General features: G+C 51.1%; 21 protein-coding genes. 8 read left to right on the forward strand and 13 right to left on the reverse strand.

Going from position 1 to position 21,371, the window contains the following annotated elements; translation table 11 throughout:
* Window positions 1-9 precede the first annotated feature (9 nt).
* From rseP to rpsB, 8 genes are all read right to left on the reverse strand, one after another.
* Window positions 10-1,362, reverse strand: a complete 1,353-nt coding sequence (gene rseP, locus RTW80_RS03130; protein ID WP_032247633.1) for a sigma E protease regulator RseP — start codon at window positions 1,360-1,362, stop codon at window positions 10-12.
* An 11-nt stretch (window positions 1,363-1,373) separates the two neighbouring features.
* Window positions 1,374-2,231 carry a phosphatidate cytidylyltransferase gene (gene cdsA, locus RTW80_RS03135; protein WP_000922446.1) on the reverse strand — a complete coding sequence of 286 codons (858 nt, stop codon included), beginning with the start codon at window positions 2,229-2,231 and terminating at the stop codon, window positions 1,374-1,376.
* A gap of 12 nt (window positions 2,232-2,243) precedes the next feature.
* Window positions 2,244-3,002 carry a (2E,6E)-farnesyl-diphosphate-specific ditrans,polycis-undecaprenyl-diphosphate synthase gene (gene ispU, locus RTW80_RS03140; protein ID WP_001338259.1) on the reverse strand — a complete coding sequence of 253 codons (759 nt, stop codon included), beginning with the start codon at window positions 3,000-3,002 and terminating at the stop codon, window positions 2,244-2,246.
* A gap of 188 nt (window positions 3,003-3,190) precedes the next feature.
* Window positions 3,191-4,387, reverse strand: coding sequence for a 1-deoxy-D-xylulose-5-phosphate reductoisomerase (gene ispC, locus RTW80_RS03145; protein ID WP_032247631.1), 1,197 nt, complete (start codon window positions 4,385-4,387; stop codon window positions 3,191-3,193).
* Between the two features lie 91 nt (window positions 4,388-4,478).
* Window positions 4,479-5,036, reverse strand: a complete 558-nt coding sequence (gene frr, locus RTW80_RS03150; protein WP_000622418.1) for a ribosome recycling factor — start codon at window positions 5,034-5,036, stop codon at window positions 4,479-4,481.
* 291 nt (window positions 5,037-5,327) lie between these two features.
* Entirely contained in the window at window positions 5,328-6,053 is a 726-nt protein-coding gene (pyrH, locus tag RTW80_RS03155) for a UMP kinase (RefSeq protein WP_000224573.1), read from the reverse strand.
* A 146-nt stretch (window positions 6,054-6,199) separates the two neighbouring features.
* Entirely contained in the window at window positions 6,200-7,051 is an 852-nt protein-coding gene (gene tsf, locus RTW80_RS03160; RefSeq protein ID WP_000818114.1) for a translation elongation factor Ts, read from the reverse strand.
* Between the two features lie 257 nt (window positions 7,052-7,308).
* Window positions 7,309-8,034, reverse strand: coding sequence for a 30S ribosomal protein S2 (gene rpsB, locus RTW80_RS03165; protein ID WP_000246884.1), 726 nt, complete (start codon window positions 8,032-8,034; stop codon window positions 7,309-7,311).
* A 367-nt stretch (window positions 8,035-8,401) separates the two neighbouring features.
* On the opposite strand from rpsB, the gene map reads away from it, so the two are divergent.
* The 5 genes from map to RTW80_RS03190 all read left to right on the forward strand — a co-directional run bounded on the left by map (window position 8,402) and on the right by RTW80_RS03190 (window position 14,199).
* Window positions 8,402-9,196, forward strand: coding sequence for a type I methionyl aminopeptidase (gene map / locus RTW80_RS03170; protein ID WP_001018194.1), 795 nt, complete (start codon window positions 8,402-8,404; stop codon window positions 9,194-9,196).
* Between the two features lie 61 nt (window positions 9,197-9,257).
* Entirely contained in the window at window positions 9,258-11,930 is a 2,673-nt protein-coding gene (gene glnD, locus RTW80_RS03175) for a bifunctional uridylyltransferase/uridylyl-removing protein GlnD (protein ID WP_312718382.1), read from the forward strand.
* A gap of 30 nt (window positions 11,931-11,960) precedes the next feature.
* Window positions 11,961-12,785 (forward strand): 2,3,4,5-tetrahydropyridine-2,6-dicarboxylate N-succinyltransferase, encoded by an 825-nt coding sequence (gene dapD, locus RTW80_RS03180; RefSeq protein ID WP_001186650.1) that lies wholly within the window; start codon window positions 11,961-11,963, stop codon window positions 12,783-12,785.
* Between the two features lie 53 nt (window positions 12,786-12,838).
* Window positions 12,839-13,651, forward strand: a complete 813-nt coding sequence (yaeI, locus tag RTW80_RS03185; protein WP_000625631.1) for a phosphodiesterase YaeI — start codon at window positions 12,839-12,841, stop codon at window positions 13,649-13,651.
* Between the two features lie 161 nt (window positions 13,652-13,812).
* Complete coding sequence (locus RTW80_RS03190; RefSeq protein ID WP_000272188.1) at window positions 13,813-14,199, forward strand: DUF3461 family protein; 387 nt, start codon at window positions 13,813-13,815, stop codon at window positions 14,197-14,199.
* Window positions 14,200-14,287: 88 nt separating this feature from the next.
* On the opposite strand, the gene cdaR is transcribed toward RTW80_RS03190, so the two are convergent.
* The 3 genes from cdaR to dgt all read right to left on the reverse strand — a co-directional run bounded on the left by cdaR (window position 14,288) and on the right by dgt (window position 18,671).
* On the reverse strand, window positions 14,288-15,445 hold the full coding sequence (cdaR, locus tag RTW80_RS03195) for a DNA-binding transcriptional regulator CdaR (protein WP_000929443.1): 1,158 nt from the start codon (window positions 15,443-15,445) through the stop codon (window positions 14,288-14,290).
* 154 nt (window positions 15,446-15,599) lie between these two features.
* Window positions 15,600-17,024, reverse strand: coding sequence for a serine endoprotease DegP (degP, locus tag RTW80_RS03200; RefSeq protein ID WP_000753946.1), 1,425 nt, complete (start codon window positions 17,022-17,024; stop codon window positions 15,600-15,602).
* 129 nt (window positions 17,025-17,153) lie between these two features.
* Window positions 17,154-18,671 carry a dGTPase gene (gene dgt / locus RTW80_RS03205; RefSeq protein WP_000057067.1) on the reverse strand — a complete coding sequence of 506 codons (1,518 nt, stop codon included), beginning with the start codon at window positions 18,669-18,671 and terminating at the stop codon, window positions 17,154-17,156.
* Window positions 18,672-18,754: 83 nt separating this feature from the next.
* On the opposite strand from dgt, the gene mtnN reads away from it, so the two are divergent.
* Genes mtnN through RTW80_RS03220 form a run of 3 tightly spaced genes read left to right on the forward strand, consistent with a single transcriptional unit; the run spans window position 18,755 to window position 20,907 of the window.
* Complete coding sequence (mtnN, locus tag RTW80_RS03210; RefSeq protein ID WP_000689844.1) at window positions 18,755-19,453, forward strand: 5'-methylthioadenosine/S-adenosylhomocysteine nucleosidase; 699 nt, start codon at window positions 18,755-18,757, stop codon at window positions 19,451-19,453.
* Window positions 19,446-20,246, forward strand: coding sequence for a vitamin B12 ABC transporter substrate-binding protein BtuF (btuF, locus tag RTW80_RS03215; RefSeq protein WP_001129927.1), 801 nt, complete (start codon window positions 19,446-19,448; stop codon window positions 20,244-20,246). The genes mtnN and btuF overlap by 8 nt, the downstream gene beginning before the upstream one ends.
* 37 nt (window positions 20,247-20,283) lie before the next feature.
* Complete coding sequence (locus tag RTW80_RS03220) at window positions 20,284-20,907, forward strand: TRIC cation channel family protein (protein WP_000964221.1); 624 nt, start codon at window positions 20,284-20,286, stop codon at window positions 20,905-20,907.
* A gap of 46 nt (window positions 20,908-20,953) precedes the next feature.
* On the opposite strand, the gene erpA is transcribed toward RTW80_RS03220, so the two are convergent.
* Both erpA and yadW read right to left on the reverse strand, forming a co-directional pair.
* The gene (gene erpA / locus RTW80_RS03225; RefSeq protein ID WP_001295564.1) at window positions 20,954-21,298 is read right to left on the reverse strand and encodes an iron-sulfur cluster insertion protein ErpA; all 345 of its coding nucleotides are present in this window, start codon (window positions 21,296-21,298) and stop codon (window positions 20,954-20,956) included.
* A complete protein-coding gene (gene yadW / locus RTW80_RS03230) occupies window positions 21,291-21,356 on the reverse strand; it encodes a small protein YadW (RefSeq protein ID WP_120795373.1) in 66 nt (21 codons plus the stop codon). The genes erpA and yadW overlap by 8 nt, the downstream gene beginning before the upstream one ends.
* Window positions 21,357-21,371 lie beyond the last annotated feature (15 nt).

Here is a 21,371-nt window from a genome sequence, read left to right on the forward strand (position 1 = left end):
AACTAACTCTCATAACCGAGAGAAATCATTGAAAAGTGCAAGCCCCATTAACAGCACCAGCAAAATCGAGCCAATGCGATAACAAAAGTCTTGAACCCGCTCGGATACCGGTCCGCCCTTGATCTTTTCGATCGCAAGGAACAGCAGATGCCCCCCGTCAAGTACGGGCAACGGAAACAGGTTAATTATCCCTAAGTTCACGCTAATAAGCGCAAGAAACGGCAGGTAATAAACAACCCCGAGTTCCGCTGTCATCCCAGCCCCCTTGGCGATAGAGATCGGCCCACTGAGGTTGTTCAGTTTCACATCACCGGTGATCAATTTTCCCAGCATACTGACCGTCAGCTTCATCAGCTGCCACGTTTTGTCCGTGGCTTCGACAATGGCGTTGAACGGCCCATACTGGCGTACAACTTTATACTCATCTGGCAAAGGAATGACTTTCGGCTCAATACCGACAAAACCAATCGCTTTACCATTACCCGGTTTACTCTCCGGGATTAATGTCAAAGACAAGGGACTTCCCTGCCTTTCGATTTCTAACGCTAAGGATTTACCCGGGTTATCCCGGACAAGCATCACAAAGGTCACCCACTGCGTTAAGGGCTGACTATCGACTTTAACGATCCTGTCGCCTGCTTGCAAACCTGCCTTGCTTGCCGCCGAGTTTGGTTGCACATTTTCCAGTACAGGTTCAATTTGCGGCCCACGAGGACGAATCCCCAGCGAAGATACCGGATCTTCTTTATCAGGCTCAAACGCCCAGTGACGTAAATCGAGCTTTACATCCCGCCGTTGGTCGCTGCCAAATGGCGCTACTGTAATGGTGGTGCTTTCATCGCCAATTTTATCGACCAACTGCAAACGCACGGCATCCCAATCAGGCGTTTCGATACCATCTACGGCTTTTAGTTCCGTACCTGGTGCAATTTGTGCTTCCGCAGCTATCGAATTGGCTGCTATTTCGCCAACCACCGGACGTACGCCAGGCACACCAATAATAAAAACCAGCCAGTAGGCAAAGATAGCAAAAATGAAGTTTGCAACCGGACCTGCGGCAATAATCGCCGCTCGTTGGCCGACAGATTTATTATTGAAGGCATGGTGGCGGAGTTCCGGAACGACCGGTTCTGCGCGCTCATCCAGCATTTTGACATAACCGCCCAGCGGGATCAGGGCGATAACATATTCGGTGCCGAGCTTATCAGTTCGCCGCCAGAGCGCCTTACCAAACCCTATTGAGAAACGCTCAACGCGAACACCACAACGCCGGGCAACCCAGAAATGACCAAATTCATGCACGGTGATAAGTACACCCAGTGCAACGATGAACGAAGCCAAATCCCAGAGAAAACTCAGCATATTACCTTCCGTTAAAGCGTCCTGAATACCAGTAACAACAAGCAAGCAAAGACCGGTACCGCAGCCGTCAGGCTATCAATACGATCTAAAATACCACCGTGTCCTGGAATTAAATGACCGCTGTCCTTAATTCCTGCTTCACGCTTAAACATACTCTCGGTCAGATCGCCGAGCACTGAGGCTAACGCTGCGACAATAGAGCAAATGAGTAAGGTGACGGGAGCGACGTCGAGATTCGCCCACATGCCATAACCCCATGAGATTACTGCTGCGGTCGCGAGTCCACCTATAAAGCCTTGCCAGGTTTTACCCGGAGAAACCTTCGGTGCCAGCTTATGTTTACCAAACAATTTGCCAAACATATATGCGCCAGAGTCAGCGCCCCATACCAGGATCATGACATAGAGCAGCCATATTGCGCCACTGTAATGATTCTCGTCATAGTGCCAGGCCCGTAACGCCAGCATGCCCCAGAAGAAGGGAACAATGGTTAGCACGCCAAAAATAAGGCGCAATGTTTTAGAGTTACGCCAGATTGCTGCGGAACCTGGGTAAAACAGCACCAGCAATAGCGCGACAATCCACCAACCCAGCGAAGCCCAAAGTGAGATTTCAACCAGCGGTTGATGAATATTTCGGTGATATTCCGGCAACAGAAAAAGCATCAGCGCCAACAATAACCCGCATAACACCGCCAACCATACTCGCTGCGAACGAGTGGTAAAACCGCTAAGCTGTCCCCATTCCCACGCTGCCAGCATGCAGACCACCAGCGTTACGATGGCGAACCCCACCGGCGGCAACAGAAACAACGCCGCGATGACGACGGGTATTAACACAAAAGCAGATATCAGGCGATACTTCAGCAAAAGCGACCCCCATCAGGCTGTTTCATCACCGGGCTCGGTGCCGCCGAAACGACGCTCTCGATTAGCAAAGGCATTTAACGCCCCTTCAAAGTCTTGTTCATCGAAATCGGGCCAGAGAACATCTGTAAAGTAAAGTTCGGCATAGGCAATTTGCCAAAGCAAAAAGTTACTAATGCGATGCTCCCCCCCAGTCCTAATTACTAAATCTACAGGGGCCAGTTCATGCATACAGACATGCTGGTTTAGCATCTCTTCATCTATCTGATCTGGTTGCAGGTTTCCTTGCTGCACCTTTTCAGCCAGTTGCCTGACTCCCTGGACTATATCCCAACGTCCACCGTAGTTCGCCGCAATATTCAGCGTCAGACCGGTATTCCCGGCTGTTAGCGCTTCAGATTTACGAATACGTTCTTGCAAACGCGAGTTAAAGCGACTGGTATCGCCAATAATACGCAGACGCACGTTATGTCGGTGCAGACTTTTTACTTCGCTATCGAGCGCCCACACAAACAGTTCCATTAACGCACTGACTTCCTGCGCTGGTCGGTTCCAGTTTTCACTACTAAAGGCATACAGCGTTAACGCCTCAATACCGTTGTTGGCCGCAAAAGAGACAGCCCGGCGGACGGATTTTGCCCCGGCTTTATGCCCAAAGGCTCGAATCTTCCCTTGCTTTTTTGCCCAGCGACCATTGCCGTCCATAATGATCGCAACATGACGGCAGCCATGCGCTGGCAATTTTTCGCTAAGTGGTTGAATAGCAGACAACATCACGCGTTTTTTATTCCCTGACAGGGTTTACGGTACTCAGGAATACTGAAGCCTATACAAAAAAAAGCCGTGTAAAACCACGGCATACCTGACCTTATAAAGCCAACTACTTACGATCAGATGGCGCAGACTATATCACTGAAGCCCTACGCTAACAAATAGCGCGACTCTCTGTAGCCGGATTATCCTCAGCTTGCGAGACGCATCACCTCTTTTCTGGCGACTTCACGCGCGTTCGCATCAACAGATAACACATCGTCCACACATTGTGGTTCGCGCATATCCATTTTTTCCAGTACCGATAAATTCAACGCAGCGATATCCGTAAAGCGGATTTGTTGCACAAGAAAAGCAGCAACGGTGATTTCGTTTGCGGCATTCAATGCTGTCGTCGCTGCCTGACCTTGTTCGAACGCCTCCATCGCCAGTTTCAGGCATGGATAACGATCATAATCCGGTGCGGCAAATGTCAACGCACTTAGTTTGCAAAAATCGAGCGGCTTCACGCCAGAGTTCACGCGATTCGGCCATGCCATGGTGTGGGCAATTGGCGTACGCATATCCGGTTCCCCCAGCTGCGCCAGAACACTGCCGTCCTGATAGCGCACCATTGAGTGAATCACTGACTGCGGGTGAATCAGCACTTCCATCTGGCTGGCGCTGGCGTTAAACAGCCAACGCGCTTCAATGTATTCCAGACCTTTGTTCATCATGGTAGCCGAATCGACAGAAATTTTACGCCCCATCGACCAGTTCGGATGACGGCAGGCTTGATCCGGCGTCATTGTTGCCAAATCGCGCAATGGCGTCTCACGGAAAGGGCCACCAGACCCGGTAAGTAAAATGGACACCACGCCATTTTGCTCAAGGTCAGCGTATCCCAGATTATGCTGGATAGGTTGCGGTAAACTCTGAAAAATGGCGTTATGTTCGCTATCGACCGGTAACAATTGCGCTTTGCTCTGCTTTACGGCGTCCATAAACAGACGTCCGCAGGTAACCAGTGATTCTTTATTGGCCAGCAAAATGGTTTTACCCGCGCGGATCGCAGCAAGCGTAGGTAACAGCCCAGCAGCGCCAACAATGGCTGCCATCACCTGATCAACATCCTCAAGCGCTGCCATATCGCAAGCGGCTTGTTGCCCACTTAAGACTTCGGTGCGGCTACCCTGTTGCTGTAGCATCGTTTTAAGAAGTTTCGCACTCGCTTCATCGTCCATTACGGCATAGCGGGGAGAGAATTCCAGGCACTGTTCTACCATGCGAGTGACATTTTTGCCTGCCACCAGCGCAACTACGCGGAAGTGTTCGGGATTATGGCGCACCACGTCCAGCGTGCTGCAACCAATCGAGCCGGTCGAGCCCAGAATGGTGAGTTGCTTCATGAAACATCCAGAGTTGAGACAGAATAAAAAGCAAAACGCCGCCAGCCGATCCGCAAGGATCTACTGAGCGGCGTTTTTGTCGTTCAAGAAATCAGAACTGCATCAGTTCTGCTTCTTTGTCTGCCAGCGCCGCTTCAATTTTCTTGATTGCAGCATCAGTCAGTTTCTGTACATCGTCCTGAGAACGGCGATCGTCGTCTTCGCTGATCTCTTTATCTTTCAACAGTGCTTTCACTTTGTCGTTCGCGTCACGACGCACGTTACGTACTGCAACACGCGCTTGTTCTGCTTCACCACGAACGATTTTGGTCAGATCTTTACGACGTTCTTCCGTCAGCGGCGGCAGCGGAACACGGATGTCGCTACCCGCAGAGTTCGGGTTCAGGCCGAGATCGGACGCCATAATCGCTTTTTCAACGGCCGGAGACATTGAACGATCAAACACGTTGATTTTCAGAGTACGGGAATCTTCTACCGTTACGCTTGCCAGCTGACGCAGCGGCGTCGGCGTGCCGTAATATTCCACGACAATGCCATCCAGCAGGCTGGGAGAAGCACGACCCGTGCGTATTTTGCTGATTTGGGTTTTGAACGCTTCTACGCATTTGTCCATGCGTACTTCAGCATCTTTTCTGATATCGCTAATCACGTTACGAATCCTTGAAAACTTGTCTCAGTCAGACCAGACAGTCACACACAGTGGAAGTGTGCTAAGTATAGCCCTGATTAAACATATTACGGGTAATCGTCTGGATTATTAGGCTATTTTATTTGCCATTTTGGCCCCGAGCAGTGCTCGCCATCCTCACGTACTTTTGTACGCTCCGGTTGCTGCGCGCTGGCCGTGACCAAACTGCCTGCAACAATAACGCCTTATAACCAGACTTACGCCCCCGCGATACTTACGCGGAATCTTACCCTTATTTATCCATCACGGGAATTATTCCGTGATTAAAGTCCCTTCTTTTTCACCCATTACCACACGGCGCAGCGCACCCGGTTTGTTCATGTTGAAAACACGAATCGGTAATTTATGGTCACGAGCCAGCGTGAAGGCCGCCAGGTCCATGACTTTCAGCTCTTTTTCCAGCACTTCGCTGTAAGTCAGTTGCTCGTACATGGTTGCGGTTGGATCTTTCGCCGGATCAGCGGTAAACACGCCGTCAACTTTGGTTGCTTTCAGCACCACATCGGCTTCAATTTCGATACCACGCAGGCAAGCTGCTGAGTCGGTGGTAAAGAACGGGTTACCTGTACCGGCGGAGAGGATCACCACACGGTTGTTGCGCAACAGGCTGATAGCTTCTGCCCAGCTGTAGCTGTCGCACACGCCATTCAATGGAATAGCGGACATCAGACGAGCGTTCACATAGGCGCGGTGCAGTGCATCACGCATTGCCAGGCCGTTCATTACGGTCGCCAGCATCCCCATGTGGTCGCCCACAACGCGGTTCATACCCGCTTTCGCCAGACCAGCGCCACGGAACAGGTTACCCCCACCAATCACCACACCAACCTGAATACCCAGTTCAACCAGTTCTTTGATTTCCTGAGCCATGCGATCCAGTATGCTTGCATCAATACCGAAGCCTTCAGTGCCCTGCAGAGCTTCGCCACTCAACTTAAGCAGAATGCGTTTATAGACGGGTTTTGCATTGGTAGCCATGTTTCTTTCCTGAGACTGTCAACGATTGAAATGAATTAATACCGGCGACATTTTACGTCGCTTTTCAGCGCAGCCCCATAAGGGTTAGCTGAATTTACAAGATGGGCGCAAAAAGAAGCCGCCCTCAGGCGGCTCCTTTTCGATAATTAAGACTGCTTGGACATCGCAGCAACTTCTGCTGCAAAGTCAGTCTCAACTTTCTCGATGCCTTCACCCACTTCGAAGCGGATGAAGCCAGTCACTTCAGCGTTATGCTCTTTCAGCAGCTGACCAACGGTTTTGCTTGGTTCCATAACGAACGGCTGACCAGTCAGAGAAACTTCGCCGGTGAATTTCTTCATGCGGCCTTCAACCATTTTCTCTGCGATTTCTTTCGGCTTACCAGACTGCATCGCGATATCCAGCTGTACCTGGTATTCTTTTTCTACCACTTCAGCGGATACGTCTTCTGGTTTGATGAATTCCGGCTTGCTTGCAGCAACGTGCATAGCGATGTGTTTAACCAGCTCTTCGTCAGCGCCTTTAGCAGCAACCAGAACGCCGATACGCGCACCGTGCTGATAAGAACCCAGAACGTCGCCTTCCAGCGCAGCAACGCGGCGAATGTTGATGTTTTCACCAATTTTCGCTACCAGCGCAACACGTTCTTCTTCGAACTGTGCTTTCAGAACTTCAACGTCAGTGATTTTGCCAGCAACAGCTGCGTCCAGAACTTTGTCTGCGAACGCCTGGAAACCAGCGTCTTTTGCAACGAAGTCAGTCTGGCAGTTAACTTCCAGAATGATGCCGTAGTTGCCGTCGATTTTGGTTTTGATCACGCCGTCAGCAGCAACGTTGCCTGCTTTTTTCGCTGCTTTAATAGCACCGGACTTACGCATGTTTTCGATTGCCAGCTCGATGTCGCCGTTAGCTTCAGTCAGTGCTTTTTTGCAATCCATCATGCCTGCGCCAGTACGCTCACGCAGCTCTTTTACCAGGGATGCGGTAATTTCAGCCATTCTAAAATCCTCGGAGATGTGATCTGCCCGGCATTAAACCGCACAGATATAAAAGTGAAAAAGGGGGCCATATGCAGGCCCCCTAACCAAACGTGTACTACCTGGTCTATAAGGGCTCTCCCCCTTCATATTTCGCGCCGCAGATGCGTTATCTTCGCTCGCTCATCCCGGTCACTTACTGATGTAAGCTCCCGGGAATTCTCGAGCTTGCCGCCTTTCTGCAACTCGAACTATTTTGGGGGAGTTATCAAGCCTTATTACTCAGCTTCTACGAAGCTTTCTTCCGCCTGGGAAGCCAGATCCTGAGAACGGCCTTCACGTACGGTTGCAGCAACAGCGCCCAGGTACAGGGTCACAGCACGGATTGCGTCGTCGTTACCCGGGATAACGAAGTCAACACCGTCCGGATCAGAGTTGGTATCAACGATAGCAAATACCGGAATACCCAGGTTGTTTGCTTCTTTGATAGCAATGTGTTCGTGGTCAGCATCGATTACAAACAGAGCGTCCGGCAGACCGCCCATGTCTTTGATACCGCCCAGGCTGTTTTCCAGTTTCTCCAGCTCACGAGTGCGCATCAGCGCTTCTTTCTTGGTCAGCTTTTCGAAAGTACCGTCCTGAGACTGAGTTTCCAGGTCTTTCAGACGTTTGATGGACTGACGAACGGTTTTCCAGTTAGTCAGCATACCGCCCAGCCAGCGATGGTTCACGAAGAACTGGTCGCAGCTCAGAGCAGCGTCTTTCACCGCTTCGCTTGCAGCGCGTTTAGTACCAACGAAAAGGATTTTACCTTTGCGAGAAGCAATCTTGTTCAGTTCAGCCAGAGCTTCGTTGAACATCGGTACAGTTTTCTCAAGGTTGATGATGTGAACTTTGTTACGCGCACCGAAGATGAACGGCTTCATTTTCGGGTTCCAGTAACGGGTCTGGTGACCGAAGTGAACACCAGCCTTGAGCATGTCGCGCATGGAAACAGTTGCCATGATTAAAACCTCTATATAAAAGTTGGGGTTATGCCTCCACGTACCCCATATTACCGACCCCAAAGGGCACCCCGGAATATGTGCCGATACGTGTGTGTTGTTACACAAAGTGAGATTGTCGCTTCCGTCCAGTCTGTGTATACGAAATGGATCGGAAGTCCGGCGCGCTTTATACCACAAATACGTCATGGACACCAATAATTGTTGGCGCTGTGTACAGCATCAGACGTTGAATTTTCTATTATAGAAAACGTTCAGTGGCACGTTTGGCGAAATTCAGAATGATTCTCAATTTGCCCGGGTGTGATACCATTGACGGCACTTACATATATATTGTCGGTATCACCGACGCTGATGGACAGAATTAATGGCTATCTCAATCAAGACCCCAGAAGATATCGAAAAAATGCGCGTCGCTGGCCGACTGGCTGCCGAAGTGCTGGAGATGATCGAACCATATGTTAAACCGGGCGTCAGCACCGGCGAGCTGGATCGCATCTGTAATGATTACATTGTTAATGAACAACACGCGGTTTCTGCCTGCCTCGGCTATCACGGTTATCCGAAATCCGTTTGCATTTCTATTAATGAAGTGGTGTGCCACGGAATCCCGGACGATGCTAAGCTGCTGAAAGATGGCGATATCGTTAACATTGATGTCACCGTAATCAAAGATGGTTTCCACGGCGATACCTCGAAAATGTTTATCGTCGGTAAGCCGACCATCATGGGCGAACGTCTGTGCCGCATCACGCAAGAAAGCCTGTACCTGGCGCTACGCATGGTAAAACCAGGCATTAATCTGCGCGAAATCGGTGCGGCGATTCAGAAATTTGTCGAAGCAGAAGGCTTCTCCGTCGTTCGTGAATATTGCGGACACGGTATTGGTCGCGGCTTCCATGAAGAACCGCAGGTGCTGCACTATGACTCCCGTGAAACCAACGTCGTACTGAAACCTGGGATGACGTTCACCATCGAGCCAATGGTCAACGCGGGTAAAAAAGAGATCCGCACCATGAAAGATGGCTGGACGGTAAAAACCAAAGATCGCAGCTTGTCTGCACAATATGAGCATACTATTGTGGTGACTGATAACGGCTGCGAAATTCTGACGCTACGCAAGGATGACACCATCCCGGCGATAATCTCGCACGACGAATAAGATGAAGCCGGCGAATGCCGGCTTTTTTAATGCGATAATTTAATCTTATGGGTGGCGCACAATGAATACCCTTCCAGAACAGTACGCAAACACCGCTCTCCCCACCCTGCCCGGTCAACCGCAAAATCCATGCGTCTGGCCCCGTGATGAATTAACCGTCGGTGGGATAAAAGCCCATATCGATACTTTCCAGCGTTGGCTGGGTGATGCCTTTGACAATGGGATCTCTGCAGAACAGTTGATTGAGGCGCGCACCGAGTTTATCGACCAGCTCCTGCAACGATTATGGATTGAAGCGGGATTCAGCCAGATTGCCGACCTGGCATTGGTCGCCGTCGGTGGCTACGGTCGTGGCGAGCTGCATCCACTTTCTGACATCGATTTACTGATTTTAAGCCGTAAAAAGCTCCCGGACGATCAGGCGCAAAAAGTGGGCGAGCTGTTAACGCTGCTCTGGGATGTAAAGCTGGAAGTCGGTCATAGTGTGCGCACGCTTGAAGAGTGCATTCTGGAAGGGTTATCGGATTTAACCGTCGCCACCAATTTGATCGAATCCCGCTTATTAATTGGCGATGTTGCGCTATTTCTTGAACTGCAAAAACATATTTTCAGCGAAGGATTCTGGCCTTCCGACAAGTTCTACGCGGCGAAAGTTGAAGAACAGAACCAGCGCCATCAGCGTTACCACGGCACCAGCTACAATCTTGAACCAGACATCAAAAGTAGCCCTGGCGGCTTGCGCGATATCCACACTCTGCAATGGGTGGCCCGCCGTCATTTTGGCGCAACATCGCTGGATGAAATGGTTGGGTTTGGCTTCTTAACCTCAGCGGAGCGGGCGGAATTAAACGAATGTCTGCATATATTGTGGCGTATTCGCTTTGCCCTGCATCTGGTCGTCAGCCGTTACGATAATCGCCTGTTATTCGATCGCCAGCTTAGCGTCGCCCAGCGTCTGAATTACAGTGGCGAAGGTAACGAACCGGTCGAGCGGATGATGAAGGATTACTTCCGCGTGACACGCCGCGTCAGTGAACTCAACCAGATGCTGCTGCAACTGTTCGATGAAGCCATCCTCGCCCTTCCCGCCGACGAAAAACCACGTCCAATCGACGATGAGTTTCAGCTACGCGGTACGCTAATCGACCTGCGTGATGAAACACTATTTATGCGCCAGCCGGAAGCTATCTTACGTATGTTCTACACCATGGTGCGCAACAGTGCGATCACCGGCATTTACTCCACCACGCTGCGCCAGTTACGCCATGCCCGGCGCCATCTGCAACAACCGCTGTGTAATATTCCGGAAGCACGAAAACTGTTTTTGAGCATTCTGCGTCACCCCGGAGCGGTGCGGCGCGGGCTATTGCCAATGCATCGCCATAGCGTACTCGGCGCGTATATGCCGCAATGGTCACATATCGTCGGGCAGATGCAGTTTGATCTGTTCCACGCCTACACGGTGGATGAACATACTATCCGCGTGATGCTGAAACTGGAGAGTTTTGCCAGTGAAGAAACGCGCCAGCGCCATCCGTTGTGTGTGGACGTCTGGCCGCGCCTACCGTCAACTGAGCTGATTTTCATCGCCGCGCTGTTTCACGATATCGCCAAAGGACGCGGCGGCGACCACTCCATTCTCGGTGCTCAGGATGTAGTGCATTTTGCCGAACTCCACGGGCTTAACTCGCGCGAAACGCAACTGGTGGCGTGGCTGGTTCGCCAGCACCTGTTGATGTCGGTGACCGCCCAACGCCGCGATGTTCAGGACCCGGAAGTCATCAAGCAGTTTGCCGAAGAAGTGCAAACGGAAAATCGTCTGCGCTATCTGGTATGCCTGACTGTGGCTGACATTTGCGCCACCAACGAAACGCTGTGGAATAGCTGGAAGCAAAGTCTGTTGCGTGAGCTCTACTTTGCCACCGAAAAGCAGCTACGACGCGGAATGCAAAACACGCCGGATATGCGCGAACGGGTTCGCCATCACCAACTCCAGGCACTGGCACTACTGCGCATGGATAACATCGACGAAGAGGCGCTGCACCAAATTTGGTCACGCTGTCGTGCTAACTATTTTGTCCGCCATAGCCCAAATCAACTGGCCTGGCATGCCCGCCATTTATTACAGCATGATTTAAGCAAACCGCTGGTATTGCTTAGCCCGCAGGCTACGCGTGGAGGCACCGAGATTTTTATCTGGAGCCCGGACCGCCCTTATCTGTTTGCCGCCGTCTGTGCCGAATTAGACCGCCGCAATTTAAGTGTTCACGACGCACAAATTTTCACCACTCGCGACGGTATGGCGATGGATACCTTTATCGTGCTGGAACCCGATGGCAACCCGCTGTCCGCAGATCGTCATGAGGTTATTCGGTTTGGTCTGGAGCAAGTACTGACGCAAAGTAGCTGGCAGCCACCGCAGCCCCGTCGCCAACCCGCCAAATTACGCCATTTTACTGTTGAAACCGAAGTAACGTTTTTGCCGACCCATACCGACCGCAAATCGTTCCTCGAACTGATCGCCCTCGACCAACCTGGACTGCTGGCGCAAGTCGGGAAAATTTTTGCCGATCTGGGAATTTCGCTTCATGGTGCCCGAATTACAACCATTGGCGAGCGAGTAGAAGATTTATTCATAATTGCCACCGCTGACCGGCGTGCGCTTAATAACGAGTTGCAGCAGGAAGTGCATCAGCGGTTGACAGAGGCCCTCAATCCAAACGATAAAGGGTGATGTGTTTACTGATATGAAAAGAGTTTAACAATGCAGCAGTTACAGAACATTATTGAAACCGCTTTTGAACGCCGTGCCGAGATCACGCCAGCCAATGCAGACACCGTTACCCGCGAAGCGGTAAATCAGGTGATCGCCCTGCTGGATTCCGGCGCACTGCGTGTAGCGGAAAAAATTGACGGTCAGTGGGTGACGCATCAGTGGTTGAAAAAAGCGGTGCTGCTCTCTTTCCGTATTAATGATAATCAGGTGATCGAAGGGGCAGAAAGCCGCTACTTCGACAAAGTGCCGATGAAATTCGCCGACTACGACGAAGCACGTTTCCAGAAAGAAGGCTTCCGCGTTGTGCCACCAGCGGCGGTACGTCAGGGTGCGTTTATTGCCCGTAACACCGTGCTGATGCCGTCTTACGTCAACATCGGCGCATATGTTGATGAAGGCACCATGGTTGATACCTGGGCGACCGTCGGTTCTTGTGCGCAGATTGGTAAAAACGTCCACCTTTCCGGTGGCGTGGGCATCGGCGGCGTGCTGGAACCGCTGCAGGCTAACCCAACCATCATTGAAGATAATTGCTTCATCGGCGCGCGCTCTGAAGTGGTTGAAGGGGTGATTGTCGAAGAAGGTTCCGTCATTTCCATGGGCGTATACATTGGTCAGAGCACCCGTATTTACGACCGTGAAACCGGCGAAATCCACTACGGTCGCGTTCCGGCGGGGTCTGTGGTTGTTTCAGGTAATCTGCCGTCAAAAGATGGCAAATACAGCCTCTACTGTGCGGTTATCGTTAAGAAAGTTGACGCGAAAACTCGCGGCAAAGTCGGCATTAACGAACTGCTGCGTACCATCGACTAAAAGTATGCACACGGGCAGCACGACGCTGCCCGATTTTTTTGCAGGGATGAGCGATGATTTCACGCCGCCGATTTTTGCAGGCTACTGCCGCGACGATAGCCACGAGCTCAGGTTTCGGTTATATGCATTACTGTGAGCCAGGCTGGTTTGAATTAATCCGTCACCGCCTCGCCTTTTTTAAAGACAACGCAGCACCATTCAAAATTCTTTTTCTGGCCGATCTCCATTACTCTCGTTTTGTTCCTTTAAGCCTGATTTCTGACGCGATTGCTCTTGGCATAGAACAAAAGCCCGATTTGATATTACTGGGCGGCGATTACGTATTATTTGATATGTCGCTGAATTTTTCGGCGTTTAGTGACGTACTCTCCCCCCTTGCCGAATGTGCGCCGACGTTTGCCTGCTTCGGCAACCACGATCGCCCTGTTGGTACAGAAAAAAATCACTTAATTGGCGAGACGTTGAAATCAGCGGGCATCACGGTGTTGTTTAACCAGGCTACGGTGATCGCCACGCCGAACAGGCAATTCGAACTGGTAGGCACTGGTGACTTATGGGCCGGACAATGCAAACCGCCTCCCGCCAGCGAAGCCAATCTGCCAAGACTGGTGCTGGCGCATAATCCCGACAGCAAAGAAGTCATGCGTGATGAACCCTGGGATCTGATGCTGTGCGGCCATACTCACGGCGGGCAACTGCGCGTACCGTTGGTTGGTGAACCTTTTGCCCCTGTCGAAGATAAACGTTACGTCGCCGGATTAAATGCCTTTGGCGAAAGACACATCTACACAACCCGTGGCGTGGGCAGTTTGTATGGTTTGCGTCTGAACTGCCGCCCGGAAGTAACGATGCTGGAACTGGTGTAGATCGTGAATTTTATCACCAGAATAAAGCAGGTAATTTTTTGATTTTTACGCCATGATAGAAGTCTGGAAGAAAAAGGCTTTCTGCGATCACAGTCGAGCCGGGCGGGCCAGGCCAAATGCTAAAATAAGCACAATTTACTGACTCATTTTGAGGTAACGCTATGTACGACAATCTGAAAAGTCTGGGTATTACCAATCCTGAAGAAATTGATCGTTACAGCCTCCGGCAGGAAGCCAACAACGATATTCTGAAAATCTATTTCCAGAAAGACAAAGGCGAGTTTTTCGCCAAGAGCGTTAAGTTTAAATATCCGCGTCAGCGTAAAACGGTCGTCGCTGATGGTGTGGGTCAGGGTTATAAAGAAGTCCAGGAAATCAGCCCGAATCTACGGTATATCATTGATGAGCTTGATCAAATCTGCCAGCGTGACCGCAGCGAAGTTGATCTTAAGCGTAAGATCCTCGACGACTTACGTCACCTGGAGTCAGTCGTAACCAATAAGATCAGCGAGATTGAAGCCGATCTGGAAAAACTAACGCGTAAATAATCCCGAACTGACGGTTAATTCGGGCATTCCCCTCTACCCTTCGGGCTGAGGGGAATGAGCCAGCGCCGCCTCAACCTTAACGCATAACCTACCGCTCTTCATCCAGTTGTAACGCCACATACAGCAGCAACCTGTCATCAAAATTGCCCAAATCAAGCCCGGTCAGTTCCGATATACGATTAAGCCGATACTCCAGGGTATTACGATGAATAAACAACGCCTTTGACGTTGCCAGCGGTTGCACATTGTGGCGAAACCACGCCGCCAGCGTTCGTCGCAGCAAGCCGTTATTGTCCATCGTTTTCAGCCGCGCCAGCGGTCGCGCCAGTTCGTTGGCCTGCCAGTCGCCACGCAAACTGTCGAGTAACACAGGTAACATCAGATCCTGATAAAAATAGCAGCGACTTTCTGGCATCCGCTGTTTACCCACCACCATCGTCGTTTTCGCCGTACGATAGGATCGGGCAATACTGCCAGGACCGGTAAAATAGTTGCCCAGTGAAACGCGAAAACGCAGCTGGCCGTACTCTTTCATGCGGGTAATCAGTTGTTCAACTCGCTTACGATGATCTTCTGCATCCCAGCGCCCAAAAGAGTTCAACGCCGGTTTCAACACCACCATTTCGGTTAGCGAGACAATCGCCACCAGATTATTACGCTCGGGCGTAGTCAGCGCGTTTTGCAGTTGTTGTAACTCCGCCATTGCGCTGTCCACGCCAAGCTGACCGCTGTCGACCTCAACAATAGCCACCACTCGCGGTTGATTGAGATCGATCCCCAGCCGTTGCGCCCATTCAGTAAGTGCGGGAGTATTCTCCTCTGCCTGAATCAGGTTCATCACCAGTTCTTCCCGCAAACGGCTATCCTGCGCCAACAAGTGCATCAACCGCGACTGTTCCAGCATCATTTCAGCCGTCATGCAGACCAGTTCGCCATATTTACGCAGATTCTCTGGTTCACCTGTCAGGCCAATTACGCCGACAATTTCACCTTCCAGCCGTAACGGTAGATTAATCCCCTGCCGCACACCGTGCAGATGACGTGCTACCGCGTCATCGATATCGACGACTCGTCCCTGTGAAAGTACCAGCAATGCACCTTCGTGCAATTCACCAATACGCTCACGATCGCCGCTGCCGATAATTCGCCCACGGGCATCCATTACGTTGATATTGGTATCGATGATGCGCATGGTACGTGCCACGATATCCTGCGCCATTTTGGTATCAAGATGCCAGCCAGCCATAAGTCCTCCGTTATGCACGGCTTAGCATAAGGAAGTACGTAACGTACGGCATTGTGCAAATGCCTAAAGGATGATGAAGATGTATGGAGTTGTGGTGAAGTTCACAGATTGTAAGGAGAACCCCTTCCCGTTTTCAGGAAGGGGTTGAGGGAGATTACTGCATTAACAGGTAGATGGTGCTGTCGCCGCGCTGAATGTTGAGTGCCAGCACAGACGGTTTGCTGTCGAGAACTTTACGCAGTTCAGCGATGTTTTTCACTGCCTGCTGGTTCGCGCCAATAATCACATCACCTTTCTTCAGGCCGATCTGCGCAGCCGGAGTGCCCGTTTTCACGTTGTTCACTACCACGCCCTGATCTTTGCCTTTGTTGCTCATCTCAGCGCCTTCAATGCCGTTGAAGATGGAGCTGGAATCAACCTGATTCTGGCTGCTCTGCTGCAGTTCCAGGTTCACGTTAACCTGCTTACCGTCGCGCAGTAAGCCCAGGGTCAGTTTGCTGCCTACCGGCATAGTACCCACCTGAGCACGCAGTGCGGCAAAGCTGCTGATCGGCTTACCGTTCAGTGAGGTGATCACATCACCCGCTTTAATGCCCGCTTTTGCAGCGGAGGAATTAGGCAGAACCTGGCTTACGAAAGCACCGCGCTGGGCGTCAACTTTCATCGCTTTCGCCAGTTCGGAGTTCAGCTCAGTCCCCATAATACCCAGCTCACCGCGTTTCACCTGGCCGTATTCCACCATCTGCGAGGTCAGGTTTTTCACCATGTTACTCGGGATAGCAAAACCGATACCGATGTTGCCGCCGTCCGGTGCGAGGATCGCGGTGTTGATACCGATCAGTTCGCCGTTCAGGTTAACCAGCGCACCACCGGAGTTACCACGGTTGATCGCTGCATCGGTCTGGATGAAGTTTTCGTAGTTTTCGGCATTCAGGCCGCTACGCCCCAGCGCAGAGACAATCCCGGAAGTTACCGTCTCGCCCAGACCAAACGGGTTACCAATCGCTACGGTGTAATCACCCACGCGCAGTGCATCAGAATCCGCCATCTTAATTGCGGTCAGGTTTTTCGGGTTCTGGATTTGGATCAGCGCGATATCAGAGCGCGGATCTTTGCCAACCATCTTCGCGTCGAACTTACGGCCATCGCTCAGTTGAACTTTAATGACCGTCGCGTTATCAACAACGTGGTTGTTGGTGACGACATAGCCTTTATCGGCATCAATGATGACGCCGGAACCCAGCGCCATGAATTTCTGTTGCTGGCCGCCACCATTACCGCCCTGGCCACCCTGGCAGAACGGAGAGCTCTGGAACGGAGAACCTTCCTGGCAGAACGGAGAATCATCACCGAAGAACTGCTGGAAATTACGCGGCATACGCGGCGTATTAACGGTTGTGCTACCTTCTACGTTAATGCTGACCACTGAAGGCATCACCTTTTCGAGCATCGGTGCAAGGCTTGGCATCTGCTGGGCTGTCGTTGCTGAAGAAGTCTCAGCCGCCGTTGCAGAGAGCGGAGATAACGCCAAACCTAAACTCAGAGCCAGTGCACTCAGTGCTAATGTGGTTTTTTTCATGTATTTCAGTCTCGATTAACAGATAACGCAAAATTGCTGTGTTCTTCAGATTCGTTTTATAGCCTGAAGTTCCGAACTAAAGTTTCTGCAAAAGGTAAAAATTTATTGTTCGTCTTTACAAAAGCCTGGTTATTGTTCTACGGCCATCAGACGTCGGTATTCATCCCACGCATAGAGGTCGGTCATACCGCTGATATAATCCTGCAGCAGGCGGCAACGGTAATAATATTCCCATAGCGGAAACTCAGGAGAATCTGACGGTAATTTACTGACAGCCTCGACATAGGCCAGCCGATGGCGCGTCGAGAGTTTGTGGAATAAGCGCGATTCAATAGGGAAACGTTTCACCCGTTCTTTTTCTACCAGTTCAGTAAAGTCTGATAACGACAGGCTTAATAAAGGACGATAAATCTCTAATAATCCGCTAATGACCCGATAGCCCTGCAATTCAAGCTGCTCGACATCTGGATGGCTAAACACATGTTTTACAGCGACATTTTTATATAGCTTAAGAAGATCGCTGCATTCGCTGGCATCTTCCAATAATGCATGATTAAACGTTCCGGCGAAAATCGCAGGCAGATTATCAATAAATCGTTGTGCCGCGTAGGGTACCAGTTTATTTAGGGTGTTTACTCGTAAATACATAAAAAACTGATCTTCCGTACTGCGGCTTAAACTATTTGAGCGTGATTTTTCCCAGGCATTTTCAACCACTAGCGAAAAGAGCGAACCTTTCTCATGCTGGCCCCACGCTTCGTGCAAATGATGATAAAGCTGCTCAACGGTAAATATTCTTTTCTCTACCGCATCTTCAAGGTCTGCCACACAATAGGAGATGTCGTCGGCAGCTTCCATAATCCACGTTAATGGAAAACGACTGTAAAGCGCCAAATTAAGTTCTTTACGCAACCGCGCAATATAGGCTTCTTCAGAAAGATAATAACCCGGCTTTTTCATTAAATAGTGATGTGTCTCAGGCGTTTCGCCACGCCACCACGCCGGACGGGTATATTTTAAAATACCGCCAACCTGTGCCCAGGTGAGATTCATCCGCATCAATGTATGCACCAGACGAATGCCTTGTGCATTCCCCTCAAAATGACATAAGTCCTGACGAATCTTGCGCCGCAGCTCGTTAAGCGGTTCTTCCCCGTCCCGTAAACGTAGTGCCGCCACGCTGCAGCGATCGTCAGTCAGAGGCTGGCTTTCGGCATCTTCCGGGTGCAAACGTTGGCGAAACCAGTCATTTATCGCTGCTTCGCCAAAATGACCAAACGGCGGATTGCCGATATCGTGCATCAGGCATGACATCTCAACAATGCTTTCAAAGGGGCCGGTCAGTTCATCCAGGCCGTATGCTTCCAGCAATTTAAGCTCTTTCAGACGGCTTAAAATTTCTTTGGCGATGTAGCGTCCCACCTGCTGGACTTCCATCGAGTGGGTAAGACGCGTGCGCACGGCGGCATTGCGCTCCAGTGGAAAAACCTGGGTCTTTTGTTGCAGACGACGAATTGCCGGAGAGTTGATGATACGCCCGCGATCGCTCTCGAAGATCCGCAGGATCTCATGTTCGGTTTTAACGCCCTGCGGTGAACGGTAACGACGATGCCAGTTTATTTTTTTTCGGAAATCAATCTGTGCCATGTCCTCTCCCGCGTGAGAAATACGCTTCCCCGTAAGCGCATGGTAAACTATGCCTTCAAATCGGGCTTATCGCGAGTAAATCTATGAAAATCGGCATCATTGGTGCAATGGAAGAAGAAGTTACGCTGCTGCGTGACAAAATCGAAAACCGTCAAACTATCAGTCTTGGCGGTTGCGAAATCTATACCGGCCAACTGAATGGAACCGAGGTTGCGCTTCTGAAATCGGGCATCGGTAAAGTCGCTGCGGCGCTGGGTGCCACTCTGCTGTTGGAACACTGCAAGCCAGATGTGATTATTAACACCGGTTCTGCCGGTGGCCTGGCACCAACGTTGAAAGTGGGCGATATCGTTGTCTCGGACGAAGCACGTTATCACGACGCGGATGTCACGGCATTTGGTTATGAATACGGTCAGTTACCAGGCTGTCCGGCAGGCTTTAAAGCTGACGATAAACTGATCGCTGCCGCTGAGGCCTGCATTGCCGAACTGAATCTTAACGCTGTACGTGGCCTGATTGTTAGCGGCGACGCTTTCATCAACGGTTCTGTTGGTCTGGCGAAAATCCGCCACAACTTCCCACAGGCCATTGCTGTAGAGATGGAAGCGACGGCAATCGCCCATGTCTGCCACAATTTCAACGTCCCGTTTGTCGTAGTACGCGCCATCTCCGACGTGGCCGATCAACAGTCTCATCTTAGCTTCGATGAGTTCCTGGCTGTTGCCGCTAAACAGTCCAGCCTGATGGTTGAGTCACTGGTGCAGAAACTGGCACATGGCTAAGTCACTGTTCAGGGCGCTGGTCGCCCTGTCTTTTCTCGCGCCACTGTGGCTCAACGCCGCGCCGCGCGTCATCACGCTTTCTCCCGCCAACACTGAACTTGCCTTTGCCGCCGGGATCACGCCGGTTGGGGTCAGCAGCTATTCCGACTATCCTCCACAAGCGCAAAAGATTGAGCAGGTTTCCACCTGGCAGGGGATGAATCTGGAACGCATTGTCGCGCTGAAACCCGATCTGGTGATTGCCTGGCGTGGAGGTAATGCCGAGCGGCAGGTTGACCAGCTGGCTTCGCTGGGAATAAAAGTGATGTGGGTCGATGCGACAAGCATTGAACAAATTGCCAATGCGTTACGTCAACTGGCCCCCTGGAGTCCGCAACCGGATAAGGCCGAACAAGCCGCGCAATCCCTGCTGGATCAGTACGCGCAATTGAAAGCGCAATATGCTGATAAACCTAAAAAACGTGTTTTTCTGCAATTCGGCATTAATCCGCCATTTACCAGTGGAAAAGAGTCGATTCAAAACCAGGTACTCGAAGTTTGTGGCGGAGAAAACATCTTTAAAGACAGCCGGGTTCCCTGGCCGCAAGTTAGCCGCGAACAGGTGTTAGCACGCTCGCCACAGGCGATTGTCATTACAGGCGGACCGGACCAAATTCCTAAAATCAAACAATACTGGGGTGAACAGCTCAAAATTCCCGTTATTCCTCTCACGAGTGACTGGTTTGAACGTGCAAGCCCACGTATTATCCTCGCTGCACAACAGCTCTGTAATGCGCTTTCACAGGTAGATTAGCGCCAGACCTTTTCAGGTGCTCAGTGGGGATTGAACAATGCTCGTCTATTGGCTGGATATAGTCGGCACAGCGGTATTTGCCATCTCCGGCGTTTTGTTAGCCGGAAAATTGCGTATGGACCCTTTTGGTGTTCTGGTACTGGGCGTGGTTACCGCTGTAGGCGGCGGGACAATTCGCGACATGGCGCTGGATCACGGCCCGGTATTTTGGGTGAAAGATCCCACCGATCTGGTCGTTGCAATGGTCACCAGCATGCTGACCATCGTGCTGGTGCGCCAGCCAAGACGCTTACCAAAATGGATGTTGCCGGTGCTGGACGCCGTTGGTCTGGCGGTGTTTGTCGGCATTGGCGTGAATAAAGCCTTTAATGCGGAAGCCGGTCCGTTAATCGCGGTTTGTATGGGCGTCATTACTGGCGTTGGCGGCGGGATCATTCGTGATGTTCTGGCCCGCGAAATCCCCATGATTTTACGTACAGAAATCTACGCAACTGCCTGTATTATCGGCGGTATTGTCCACGCTACGGCTTATTACACATTTTCCGTACCACTGGAAACAGCCAGTATGATGGGCATGGTCGTGACGCTATTGATTCGGCTGGCGGCTATTCGTTGGCATCTTAAGCTACCGACGTTTGCGCTGGATGAGAATGGGCGTTGAAGAGAGAAGATGTGCCGGATAGTTTATCCGGCACATGAACAACAGATTAGATACTAAAGGAAGAACCGCAACCGCAGGTGCTTTTCGCGTTCGGGTTGGTCACGATGAAACGAGAACCTTCCAGACCTTCGGTATAATCAACGGAACCGCCGACCAGATATTGCAGGCTCATCGGATCAACCACCAGGCCAACGCCCTGTTTTTCGATGGTCATATCGCCTTCGTTCACCTGATCATCAAAGGTGAAACCATACTGGAAGCCGCTGCAACCGCCACCGGTGATATACACGCGTAATTTCAGATTCGGGTTATCTTCGTCAGCGATCAGGCTTTTAACTTTGTTGGCTGCTGCGTCGGTAAACTCCAGCGGCAGTGCTACGTCATCACTCATATTTTGCTCCAAACGACATCGGCAATTGGGCAAATTCTAACCCAATAATAATCGCCATTATCTAATACCCTGG

It is taken from the genome of Escherichia sp. AM3, assembly GCF_032029835.1.
Taxonomy (GTDB): Bacteria; Pseudomonadota; Gammaproteobacteria; order Enterobacterales; family Enterobacteriaceae; genus Escherichia; species Escherichia coli.

Bases quoted from the DNA above. Each gene is read 5' to 3' on its own strand.
- rseP (WP_032247633.1), bottom strand. From the start codon at position 1,362: ATGCTGAGTTTTCTCTGGGATTTGGCTTCGTTCATCGTTGCACTGGGT.
- ispU (WP_001338259.1), bottom strand. From the start codon at position 3,002: ATGTTGTCTGCTATTCAACCACTTAGCGAAAAATTGCCAGCGCATGGC.
- ispC (WP_032247631.1), bottom strand. From the start codon at position 4,387: ATGAAGCAACTCACCATTCTGGGCTCGACCGGCTCGATTGGTTGCAGC.
- pyrH (WP_000224573.1), bottom strand. From the start codon at position 6,053: ATGGCTACCAATGCAAAACCCGTCTATAAACGCATTCTGCTTAAGTTG.
- tsf (WP_000818114.1), bottom strand. From the start codon at position 7,051: ATGGCTGAAATTACCGCATCCCTGGTAAAAGAGCTGCGTGAGCGTACT.
- rpsB (WP_000246884.1), bottom strand. From the start codon at position 8,034: ATGGCAACTGTTTCCATGCGCGACATGCTCAAGGCTGGTGTTCACTTC.
- map (WP_001018194.1), top strand. From the start codon at position 8,402: ATGGCTATCTCAATCAAGACCCCAGAAGATATCGAAAAAATGCGCGTC.
- glnD (WP_312718382.1), top strand. From the start codon at position 9,258: ATGAATACCCTTCCAGAACAGTACGCAAACACCGCTCTCCCCACCCTG.
- dapD (WP_001186650.1), top strand. From the start codon at position 11,961: ATGCAGCAGTTACAGAACATTATTGAAACCGCTTTTGAACGCCGTGCC.
- yaeI (WP_000625631.1), top strand. From the start codon at position 12,839: ATGATTTCACGCCGCCGATTTTTGCAGGCTACTGCCGCGACGATAGCC.
- RTW80_RS03190 (WP_000272188.1), top strand. From the start codon at position 13,813: ATGTACGACAATCTGAAAAGTCTGGGTATTACCAATCCTGAAGAAATT.
- cdaR (WP_000929443.1), bottom strand. From the start codon at position 15,445: ATGGCTGGCTGGCATCTTGATACCAAAATGGCGCAGGATATCGTGGCA.
- degP (WP_000753946.1), bottom strand. From the start codon at position 17,024: ATGAAAAAAACCACATTAGCACTGAGTGCACTGGCTCTGAGTTTAGGT.
- dgt (WP_000057067.1), bottom strand. From the start codon at position 18,671: ATGGCACAGATTGATTTCCGAAAAAAAATAAACTGGCATCGTCGTTAC.
- mtnN (WP_000689844.1), top strand. From the start codon at position 18,755: ATGAAAATCGGCATCATTGGTGCAATGGAAGAAGAAGTTACGCTGCTG.
- btuF (WP_001129927.1), top strand. From the start codon at position 19,446: ATGGCTAAGTCACTGTTCAGGGCGCTGGTCGCCCTGTCTTTTCTCGCG.
- RTW80_RS03220 (WP_000964221.1), top strand. From the start codon at position 20,284: ATGCTCGTCTATTGGCTGGATATAGTCGGCACAGCGGTATTTGCCATC.
- erpA (WP_001295564.1), bottom strand. From the start codon at position 21,298: ATGAGTGATGACGTAGCACTGCCGCTGGAGTTTACCGACGCAGCAGCC.